Origin of the sequence: Rothia sp. HMSC061E04, from assembly GCF_001813685.1 — a bacterium.
Classification (GTDB): Bacteria; Actinomycetota; Actinomycetes; order Actinomycetales; family Micrococcaceae; genus Rothia; species Rothia mucilaginosa.
The window spans coordinates 55,834-66,299 of the sequence record NZ_KV813694.1 but is presented as its reverse complement, the minus strand read 5'-3'; the positions used below and the strand labels follow the sequence as shown (position 1 = coordinate 66,299).

Sequence of the window (10,466 nt, the reverse complement as noted above, 5' to 3'; positions counted from 1 at the left end):
GGCGGCTTTCCGGTCAGTGGAAAGCCGCCGCCTCGCTATGTATCGCTATGAGAGCAAATAAGCCTGTTTAGGACAGCATCGTGAGGGTTCCGAGCAGACCCAGCAGGCTCAGACCCGAGATGATGTACGCCAGAATGTTGAAGGTCGTCATCTTCGAGGTGTACTTGGTGGTGTGACCGGCGTTCACCTTCGCCGAGTAGATGGCAAGCCAGATAGACACGCCTACCGGGATCAGACCCACGAGCAGCAGAGTAATCACCATGATGTTGGGGCTCAGACTCAGATTGGAGCTATACGCAGAGGAGCTATAACCGCGGGAGTTGAGCGTTGCTTCGCTGTGGAGTGCCGCGACCTGAACCCACGCGTAGAGGGTCAGGGCCAGGGCACCCAGGGAGGCGCCAAACGCGCCGATGGAGTAGAAGTAGCCGGGGCCGCGGAAGTCGCCGGTGGTCTCGCCGTAGGGGCGGCGGTGTTCAGCCGGTACCCGGTAGATGTCCGGGATGCGCTGGTAGCTGTCGTCGCGGTCGCGCACGTTAGCGGGTGCCACGCCCAGGGCGGGGCCAGCGGGTGCTGCGCCGAGGGGAGCGCCGGGTGCGACGCCTGCAGGTACCGGCTGCGGGGAGTTTGCGTTGTTCTGCTCCGGGAAGGAGGGGGCGGGAATCTGGTTTTCCATGGTGCGTCCTTGAGTGGTCGTCATAGCGGCTGTGTAGCTACCGCGTCGTAGCGGTGGCGTCCCTATGACCGGCTATTCTGTGGCTCGTTTGGTGGCTCTGTGGTTGCTCTCGAATGTTGCCGGTGAGATTGAATGAACAATCAACGCCGAACAACGATATCTACCCTTCGATACTACGCCATAGGGTGCGTTTTCGTCTTCTCTGATGGCGTTCTCATTACAATGCGGTCACCTGAGCACCCTCGGGCACGCCGGTACACCCCAGAACAGACCGACAATATAGACCCGACAATTGAGCATAAAAATACCCGGCAGGTGACGCCGTGGGGCGTCCTGCCGGGTGGTAGAACCCTATGAATATATAGGGAATAACGAGAATAAGTTATGTAACGACGGATTGGCCTATCTCAAAAGAGATAGGCCAATCTATCCTTATAGTCTATCGCCATAAGGCATCGATTTTATATACTCCTCCATCTGACCCCAATCTGGCGCACCTTCAAAGGTTGCAGGGAGTTTAATCATTGTCCTTTTCATATTATCAAGCGTCCACTTACGACCATAAGAGTACCTATATTTCTCATTTCTGAGTACAGAACATACAAATAGCCCCACAGCTGGGTTAAGCTTCCCGTATTCAGGGCGAAGATACAATACGTTTACATCATCCGTTGCCCAATAAGGTAGAGGCTGATAAAACGCTTCTCCTACTGACCCATTATAGCTCAGAGAAATAGTATTTCCTTCATGAATAGGGCTTTGACCGATAAGATTCGAGACGCCATTATTTGAATCTATAGCCCCAATATATGGAGTAAATCCATCCGTCTGGTCTTCTGCAGTCAATCGTTTTCCTTTACATATATCAAATAAACCAAATTCGCCACCAAGCTGAAACCACTTCCAATTATTAGGATCTATCGAAGGGCCAAGTTTTTTATTTTTTGTCGTCAAAGGCTCACTACGCAATAACCCAATATAGGAATCCACCCATTCCCAGTCCGGATCACCTTCCAATGTTGAAGGCAATTTAATAACAGTTTGCCTATATAGGGTTTCGGTAACTTTCCTACCATAGTTATATTTAAAACGATTCGCCATTAGTAAGGTTTGCAAAAATAAATAAACATTACGTTTCTTCGCATTAGAGTCTTTTACCAATAGTATCTTTGCTGAGTCACCAACAACGCACCCTTGCTCATGAAATGAGACGAATCCTGCTGTACCACTTCGAGCTACGGTTAGGCAAGGCTCTTCACAATACGAGTAGCCTTTATCTTGGCAATAAGCTTTATCAATATAACCTATTACACCATTGTTTCCCTCGCCACTTTGAACAGCTTCAAAAGTTCCAGGATTATTCTCAATCTCTTCACTTGTTATCCCCTTACCATTGATTATTTCAATAATATCTTCAAGCAGAAAATTTTTCCAAGAACTCATATCAATTTTCATATACAAATCCCGCCTTCACTAAGTATGCAAGATAATCGTTAATCGTCTGCTGAAAATCACCATCAGTCAAAGTCGTGTAGTCAGTTTCCATATATGCTTCACACAACCATTCATCATTGCCCGTAACCATATGTCGTGCACTAAATCCAGGAATAACATCACGGTTTTTATAGGTGTCAATCCATTTTCTACGAATTGCAGCCCATAGACTGTCGCCATTCTCATCTATCTGCTCGACACGACCTAGATTCTTACGCTTTTTAAAACCGTCATCCTTACAGTATGCAAAGAAAGTCTCCCGCTTGGCAGAAGCGTGTGGAGTTCCAATATCAAAAACCATACAACAAGCACATGCGCTTGCGCCGGGGTAGAAGATATCGTCAGGCAACGAAAAAACAGCGTCCAATGTATTATTCTTCAGAATTTCATTCTTCATCTGCTTCATCAGTGAGCTATTTCCAATAGCACACGCCATAGGAAGCAGAACTGCCAATTTACCCCGCATATTATTTTCATTCATTTGCTCAAGAATAAATTTGACAAAGTAAAGCCCCTTAGACGGGTCCTGCTTAGCAGTTCCCCATTTTTCAGAGAACTTTTTCGGAACCTGCTTTACCATTGCATTGTATGGAGGATTCATTAAAATAACATCAAATTTAACACCCCCTTCAATAAATTTGGGAACTTCATCAAAACAACTACCTCGAACAATATTTGAATTTCCGTCCCCGTGAATCAGCATATTCGTAGTGGCAAGACCATACACTTGCTCATCATACTCCACACCATAAATATGATGCTTCTTAACCTGATCTTCCTCGGCCATCGTGTGGCAATCGTCAAGGGCTTGAGTCATTGCGCGCACAAGGAAAGAACCGCTACCGCACGTCATGTCAAGAACAACTGAATTTTTATTTACGTTACAGATGGTTGACATGAAATCCGTTATATGATCCGGGGTAAAAGCCTGATTTTTATCTGACTTACCAACATATTTATTAAATGTAACAAAAAATAGATTCAGCAGATCTTGACCAGCAGTACTTTTATCATTTATAAACGGAAAAATTTCTTTTTTAATAAGATCAAGAATTTCACAAAATCCTTTATTGTTTATATCGCGAACATCCTGACTTTTTAGAACACGCTTATCAATCAGGGTTAATTTCTCAGCTTTTTCTAAAGAATGTTCAAGCATTTCTTCTAGAATATCATGAATACCGATAATAATCTGAGATGTTTTCATCTCACGACTATAGACAAGGCCATTCTTAATCGCAAGGAGACAGGTTCCCACAAACTGTGAACGCAACTTCTCATTAATACCGTAACGATGCAGCTTTTCATTGAGCTTATAAGTATTGCGCATCACCTCCTCCTTATTGTTTATATGCTTTGCATCAAACATAGCCACATACTCCGGCATCGTACGGATAGCCTTTTCGTCTACCAGTTTTCGGTCGTCCTCAACCGCAGACTTCCAAACAGTAATGCGATCATCCTCGGTATTTGCAACCATCGCAATAATCTTGTTACCAGTTAACCGCTTCTCATATTCGACATATGCAGCAATTTGCTCTTCGACAGTAGGCCACTTATCAGCATTGTTCTTTGTCTCAATGAGCAGCGAAACTCCTGACAGCTCAAATCGAATATCAAGAAACTGCCAAGAGCCTTTCCCCTTCTTCTTCATGATTGGGTCAAATTCAAGACCATTCTCTTTGAAAGCTTTAGGATAGCTAAATTCACCTTTCTCGAGATTCTCCGTAAGGTACTCACGACCAACCGTGTCAATGATATTGAACCGATTCATTACTTGTTCACCTCCTATGTATTCTGTAGCCCCTATGTCGAGGTCTACAGCGTCTACCAATCGATATCCGTACCTGCTCATAGCAGCTCTTCCTCCGCTCTCGAGGCAGTACGGCTTCTCTACTCTTATTAGCAGGTAGGCTACCTACCAGATGATTTACCTCAGTTTCAGCTTAGAAACCGCCAGGCCAACATCCCGCTCTTCGAAGAGTATTTCCTCTACGATACCTCTTTATGAAGTAAATATCATAAACGCCTGATGATGCTTTTAGCTGGAAACCTATGAGGCATAATTGCCTCCCCAACTTATATTTAGCTCTGTTCAAATGATATATATCGATGTGTCTCTCAAATTCAAGCTACTAGAGGGCATAAAAATACCCGGCAGTGACGCCGTAGGGCGTCCTGCCGGGTGGTAGAAACCTACCGCGGTTCTTCCTCTGGATTGGAACCGATTATCACCGCCGCACCCCATACGGGATAGCGGACGGCTGGGAGATCGTGGAGATGCGGGGAATCGAACCCCGGTCCGATGTGGCGTCAACGGGGCTTCTCCGTGCGCAGTTTATGCGAACGCTACTTTTCGGCTCCGGTACTTGCATAAACACATATACCGACGAACCTAGTCACGTAAAAGTCCCGCTAACCCCCGCAACAAGGGCTAGCAGCAGTGGCCTTTTAAGTCGATGCCGGTAACTGAGCCAAAGGCATGCTCAGGCCGACAGACGGCAACTCGCGCTTAGGCAGCGAGTGCGAAGTCAGTGCGCTTAGATTCTGCACTTAATTTTTTGCAGAGGGCGTTAACGAGATAACCCTGCATCCTCGGCACGCTTCACCCATCTCAACTCACATCGTCGAAACCGATCATCCCCCTATGCTTTTATCAAAAAGCCCACCGTCTTCTGAAAGTTTTCCTCGACATACCTTGATGCCGCGGTGCCATTCAAACACGGTAGAGATTCAGTATATCTAAGATGTTTAACGGCGTGCAAGTCCCCCACCCCGCACACGCGGCACGCTCACTGGCAGAGAACACCAGCCAAGAACGGACGCAGAGGATACAGCGAGCGCGCCTCCAGCACACACACCCGGATCAACGGCGGGCGCAGAAAATCGACATAGAAGATCACGGGCACAGCAAACGGGGTGCGGCTCCCCAGATCATCTGGGAGCCCCACCCCGTTCGCGTACCGCACTGGGTAGCCAAAATTAGGTGGTCAAAATTAGGCGGTCAAACCTTAGTGGCGCGCAGAAACAGTCATGCGGTTGTTCGGGTTATCACCAATCTGGCACACCACGTTACCGTGACCATCCTCGGTACCAACCTCAAGGCATTTCTCAGCGGTCTGGAAGAAAGAAATGTATACGAAAAGCATGCAAATCGAAATCAGGACAGACACCGCACCGGTGATAATACCGGTCAGCGCGAATGCCTTACCCGCGCCAACTTCCTTAGTCTTCTTCAGGGACAGCGCGCCCAGAATAATCGCGGCAATACCCAGCAGGGCACCAAACACGAGGAAACCGGTCAGCACAGCCGCAATACCGAGGATCATTGCCGCCAGCGCCATGCCGGGAGCCTTCTTCGTCACGGGAGCCGCATACGGGTAACCCGCGGGCTGACCGTAACCGTAAGCATCCTGCTGAGGCTGCTGCTGGTAAGAGTTCTGCTGGTAGTTGTAGTCAGCGGGCTGCGCCTGGTAGGAAGCCTCCTGGCCGTAACCGTACTGGTTCTGCTGAGCGGGCTGCGCCTGGTAGGAAGCGTCCTGACCGTAGCCGTACTGCTGCTGGCCGTAGATGTTCTGAGCCGCAGCGCCCTGGGCAGAGGTACCCTGAGCAACGTTCTGGCCGTAAGCATTCTGCGAAGAAGGCTGCGCACTGAACTGACCGTACTGGTTCTGCTGGGTCGAGTTCTGCGGAGTAGCGTTCTGCTGCTGTGCCTGGCCGTAGGTGTTCTGAGCGGATGCGCTCTGACCGTAATCCTGGCCGTAGGTGTTCTGTGCCGAAGGAGCCTGACCGTACGAGCTCTGGGCGGAAGAATTAGGCTGCTGAACAGCGTAGGGGTTCTGTGCGTTCCCCTGGTTGTTTCCGTAGTTATTCTCAGACATCCGTCGTTCTTTCCTTCACAGTTGCAGCGAACAATTTATACTCGCCCAACGCACCATTGCGCGCTGAGTTCGGTTCCATTATATAAATAAGCCGTCATTTGGGTCATCTGTAAAGTTCAAGATTTCAGATTCAGCGCCCAGAATCCACCAATCGGGCAGATTCAGCGCCGAAAAAGAGCAAGGGACCGAATAGTTCAACACTGTTCGGTCCCTCAACGCTTCAAAGACTCAACGCGATTTAACGACGGTACACCTTGTACTCATCGGGGCTCATCGTCATGGTTTCACCATGAATGGTGCACACATAGTTACCGCTCGAATCCTGCACGGCCTTCTCAGCGCAGTCGCCGAGCATGCCAATGCCAATCATGCCCAGAATCAGCACAACAACAGCAACAATCATGCCCAGCGCACCGGTGACAATACCACCAATCGCCATACCCTTACCGGAGGCAGTGCCGTTCTTCACCTTCACCAGGGCAACAATACCCAGAATCACGCCAACCAGGCCCAGCACGCCACCGAAAATCAGCCAGCCAGACAGCAGACCAATAATACCCAGAATCAGCGAAGCAATCGCCAGAGCCGAGCTCGGAGTCGGCTGGTAGCCGGGGTAGCCGCCCTGCATGTTGTATGCCGGTGCCTGCTGCGGTGCGGGGATGAACTCGCCCGGGTTCTGCTGGTAGTTCGGGTTCTCAGACATGTGTCTCCTCAAAAATGTATGGTGCTCGCGGTACGCCGCGAATTTTCAACCATTATACGCGAGGAACCGCGCCTAGACCCTACCGGCAAGTTCCTGGAGCAGCCGTGCACCCCGGCCGTTGCCTCAGCCCTAGCCGAGGTTGCGGTAACGCATCGCGCGGCGCGCCTCCAGGTCATCCTGACGCTCACGCAAAGCCTGACGCTTATCATACTCACGCTTACCGGTCGCCAAAGCAATCTCAACCTTCGCACGACCATTCGAGAAGTACAGCTTCAACGGAACCACTGTGTAACCGGTCTCCTTCAGCTTCTGCGCCAACTTATTAATCTCAGAACGATGCAGCAGCAGCTTACGGCGACGACGAGCTGCATGGTTCGTCCACGTACCGTAACCATACTCCGCAATATGAATACCCTCGAGCCACATCTCGTTATCGGTCACCTGGCAGAAACCATCCACAATGGACGCCCCACCATCACGCAGAGACTTCACCTCAGTACCCAGCAGAACAATACCCGCCTCATAGGTATCCACAATGTTGTAGTTGTGGCGAGCCTTCTTATTCTGGGCAATAATCGCGTTATTCGGGTCCTTCTTCGCGTCTTTCTTCTTTTTCTGAGCCATCACTCAATCCTTATACGTCTTAGCTCTCTTCAGCCGCGCGCCCCGAAGCACGCCAGCGAATACCAGCATCAATAAAGGCGTTCAAACCGCCATCCAAAACATTAGAGGTATTACCCTCCTCATAGCCGGTACGCAGATCCTTCACCATCTGGTACGGATGCAGAACATAGGAGCGCATCTGATCGCCCCAGCTTGCTTTAATGTCACCGGCAAGCTCCTTCTTCTTCGCGTCCTCCTGCTCCTTACGTAACAGCAACAGGCGGGACTGCAACACACGCAAAGCCGCCGCACGGTTCTGCAACTGCGACTTCTCATTCTGCATCGACACCACGATACCGGTCGGCAAGTGAGTCATACGCACCGCCGAATCCGTCGTATTCACCGACTGACCACCCGGGCCCGATGAGCGGAACACATCCACCTTAATCTCAGACTCGGGAATCTCAATAGCATCCGTCTGCTCAATCAGAGGAATCACCTCAACCGCCGCGAACGAGGTCTGGCGGCGGCCCTGATTATCGAACGGCGAAATACGCACCAGGCGGTGAGTACCCGCCTCCACCGACAGGCGGCCAAAAGCGTACGGCGCGTTCACCTCAAAGGTCACCGACTTCAGTCCCGCCTCCTCAGCGTAGGAGGTGTCCAGAACCTTCGTCGGGTAGCCGTTCTTCTCCGCCCAACGCAGGTACATGCGCAGCAACATCTCCGCGAAATCAGCAGCATCCACGCCGCCGGCGCCCGAACGGATCGTCACCACAGCCTCACGCTGATCGTACTCACCCGACAGCAGCACCAGCACCTCAAGCTCTTCCAGCTTGGCGCGAATCTCACCGCACTCACGCTCAGCATCAGCGAGCAGCTCGGCGGCAGTCTCCTCATCCTCCGCTTCGGCAAGCTCAACCATCACCTCAACATCATCAATGCGAGAAGACAGCGAACGCAGACGATTCAGCTCCGACTGCTTATACGACAGTGCGCTCGTCACCTTCTGCGCGTTCTCTACGTCATCCCACAAATCGGGTGCGGCAGCCTGCGCAGACAGGTCCTCAATGGCGCGCTCAATCCCCTCAATATCGCTCACAGCAGCAATAGAGGTGAAAATCGCGCGAAGCTCTTTAATCTCAGCAGAAAAGTCGAAGGATGCCATAGCTTTTAACACTATCGCGAAACGGCCAGAAAGTCCCGCCGTTACAGTCCGCAACAGCCCACAGCGCAGAAGGATAAGGCAGGCAGAGGGCAGAAGCCACGCAATGAAGACCTAAAAAGGGCATAAAACGAGGGCGCATCCGCTAGCCGTTACACTACCTTGCGGATGCACCCTCGCAGTCTAGGGGGCTCATAACACGCCAATAAGCGAGTGAGCCGATAAGCCCGTGCGCCGATACGTCCGTGCGCCGTTGATGGACGCACTAATCGGTGGACGGGCCCTGGCTCGTCTTCAAACGCGACGAACCGTGAGCGGTCACCTCAATACCATCAGGCACCAGAATCGACAGCAGCGGCGGACGAATACGAGCCGACAGATACACGTGCACACTGTGATCAGAATCCACGGACACGTTCTCCAGGCGCACCGCATGAAAATCCTGCCCCGGCTGAACCTCAGCCAGGTACGCACTCGCATACTCCCATGCCGCCGATCCACTCGCCTCATCCGGAGTGCGCATCGTGCGGGTAATCGAGTTCGCCTGAGCGTCCGCCACATCCTGCAGATGCTGTGTCTGCAGATACGCACCGGTAATCGCCACCGTCACCGAACCGATGAGCAGAAGCAACGCCAGCATGCCCACAATCAGCAGGGCATTGCTGCCCTCTTCCGGGTCTGAGGCAATCGGGTCAGCGGCGAGGCGGCCTGAGGCAATCGGGTCAGCGGCGAGCGCCCGGCTCTGCACACGGGCTCGAATCTTCATGTTGGCACGAGCCAGCAAACCATTAGGAATCAGCATGACCAGACCCCCAACTCGTCGCATGAGAACTCACCGGAATCACGCCGCCACCCATAAACGAAGGCAGAAGCGGCAGACGCGCCTGAACCGTCACCGTGGCGTAGGCCTTCGTACCCGAGACGCACTCCCCCGACGCACAACTCAACGACACGCTCACATCGGAGGGCTCAACCCCATAGTCAGCGGCAGCATGCACCGCCAGACGCTGAGCTAAATCCGGGCCAACCGACGAATCCTGCGGTTGCTCCTGCACGTACAGCACCACCTGGGCGCTCGCCGCATGAGCTGCCATCACCGAAGACTGCAAGCTAAAAATCGTCAGAATGCAGTAGAGCACCGGGATGAGCAGAGTAATACCTAAGCCCAGGAACTCCACAATGGCGCTACCTTCTTCAGGATTATGCCGATTAGAGCGGCTCTTCAGGCGTTCCTTCACCCGTTGCCGAAGCGAAAAGTCGCTAATCACCGGAACGATGCTCCGCATAAATCGCATGCCCCTTCACCTCAATAGAATCCGGAAAACCCCACGGGCCCAGCACCGGTAACGGAGACTTCACCGTCACCTCCAAAGTGCGCACACCCGTAGAATCACTACTCTGACGGTACGAAATATTCTCAGCATACGAAGACGGAAGAACCCCCGCAATCATCTGACGGGTACGCTCCATGCCCTCCTGCGGAGTGCGGTCACGCATCGTACCGTAACGTGCCCCAGCCGCCGCAGCATCCACCAACATGGTTCGTGCATACAGGGCGAAAGAAACCTGCAGAATCGCCATGGTCAGCAACACCAACAGCGCACCGACCATGACGAATTCCGTGCTGGCGTCACCGCGCTCGCTCTCCTCCACGGAATATTCCGCAGAGGATAGCTCAGCGGCAGTCAGCTCAGAAGCGATGCGGGGCTTACGCATTACTGGTGAACCAGAGCAATCGCGTCGTTGAACATCTTGGTCAGAGCGGGCTGAGCAATCGCCAAGATAGCGGCAACCAGCACGGCGCTCATCATGGTGATCATGACCCAGCCGGGCACGTCGCCGCGCTCGGGGTCATCCTGCTTGTTCTTCAGGCGCAGAGCCAGCACGGATGCGATAGCCAGGGCAATCAGCACGGTGAGGGTGGTGCGGAAACGACGGAACATGATT

At 52.1% G+C, this 10,466-nt stretch carries 11 protein-coding genes and 1 other RNA gene; all 12 read right to left on the bottom strand.

Going from position 1 to position 10,466, the window contains the following annotated elements:
• Positions 1 to 67: 67 nt before the first annotated feature.
• The 12 genes from HMPREF2927_RS01890 to HMPREF2927_RS01840 all read right to left on the bottom strand — a co-directional run bounded on the left by HMPREF2927_RS01890 (position 68) and on the right by HMPREF2927_RS01840 (position 10,462).
• Positions 68 to 673, bottom strand: a complete 606-nt coding sequence (locus HMPREF2927_RS01890) for a hypothetical protein (RefSeq protein WP_070685023.1) — start codon at positions 671 to 673, stop codon at positions 68 to 70.
• 432 nt (positions 674 to 1,105) lie between these two features.
• Positions 1,106 to 2,128, bottom strand: coding sequence for a restriction endonuclease subunit S (locus HMPREF2927_RS08880; protein WP_083311142.1), 1,023 nt, complete (start codon positions 2,126 to 2,128; stop codon positions 1,106 to 1,108).
• Positions 2,118 to 4,022: an HsdM family class I SAM-dependent methyltransferase gene (locus HMPREF2927_RS01885; RefSeq protein WP_199774571.1), complete on the bottom strand. Its 1,905-nt coding sequence runs from the start codon at positions 4,020 to 4,022 to the stop codon at positions 2,118 to 2,120. Before HMPREF2927_RS01885 ends, HMPREF2927_RS08880 begins: the two co-directional genes overlap by 11 nt.
• 417 nt (positions 4,023 to 4,439) lie before the next feature.
• Positions 4,440 to 4,812, bottom strand: a transfer-messenger RNA (tmRNA) gene (gene ssrA, locus HMPREF2927_RS01880).
• 366 nt (positions 4,813 to 5,178) lie between these two features.
• Entirely contained in the window at positions 5,179 to 6,048 is an 870-nt protein-coding gene (locus HMPREF2927_RS01875) for a DUF4190 domain-containing protein (RefSeq protein ID WP_070685021.1), read from the bottom strand.
• A 238-nt stretch (positions 6,049 to 6,286) separates the two neighbouring features.
• Positions 6,287 to 6,751: a DUF4190 domain-containing protein gene (locus tag HMPREF2927_RS01870; RefSeq protein WP_070685019.1), complete on the bottom strand. Its 465-nt coding sequence runs from the start codon at positions 6,749 to 6,751 to the stop codon at positions 6,287 to 6,289.
• 129 nt (positions 6,752 to 6,880) lie between these two features.
• Positions 6,881 to 7,375, bottom strand: coding sequence for an SsrA-binding protein SmpB (gene smpB / locus HMPREF2927_RS01865; protein WP_005505423.1), 495 nt, complete (start codon positions 7,373 to 7,375; stop codon positions 6,881 to 6,883).
• A 19-nt stretch (positions 7,376 to 7,394) separates the two neighbouring features.
• Entirely contained in the window at positions 7,395 to 8,522 is a 1,128-nt protein-coding gene (prfB, locus tag HMPREF2927_RS01860) for a peptide chain release factor 2 (protein ID WP_049327697.1), read from the bottom strand.
• A gap of 262 nt (positions 8,523 to 8,784) precedes the next feature.
• Entirely contained in the window at positions 8,785 to 9,345 is a 561-nt protein-coding gene (locus HMPREF2927_RS01855) for a pilus assembly protein TadG-related protein (RefSeq protein WP_083311141.1), read from the bottom strand.
• Positions 9,308 to 9,814, bottom strand: coding sequence for a pilus assembly protein TadE (locus HMPREF2927_RS01850; protein WP_168165219.1), 507 nt, complete (start codon positions 9,812 to 9,814; stop codon positions 9,308 to 9,310). The genes HMPREF2927_RS01855 and HMPREF2927_RS01850 overlap by 38 nt, the downstream gene beginning before the upstream one ends.
• Positions 9,780 to 10,235: a TadE family protein gene (locus HMPREF2927_RS01845; RefSeq protein WP_070685015.1), complete on the bottom strand. Its 456-nt coding sequence runs from the start codon at positions 10,233 to 10,235 to the stop codon at positions 9,780 to 9,782. Before HMPREF2927_RS01845 ends, HMPREF2927_RS01850 begins: the two co-directional genes overlap by 35 nt.
• On the bottom strand, positions 10,235 to 10,462 hold the full coding sequence (locus tag HMPREF2927_RS01840) for a hypothetical protein (RefSeq protein ID WP_005505403.1): 228 nt from the start codon (positions 10,460 to 10,462) through the stop codon (positions 10,235 to 10,237). Before HMPREF2927_RS01840 ends, HMPREF2927_RS01845 begins: the two co-directional genes overlap by 1 nt.
• Positions 10,463 to 10,466: the final 4 nt, after the last annotated feature.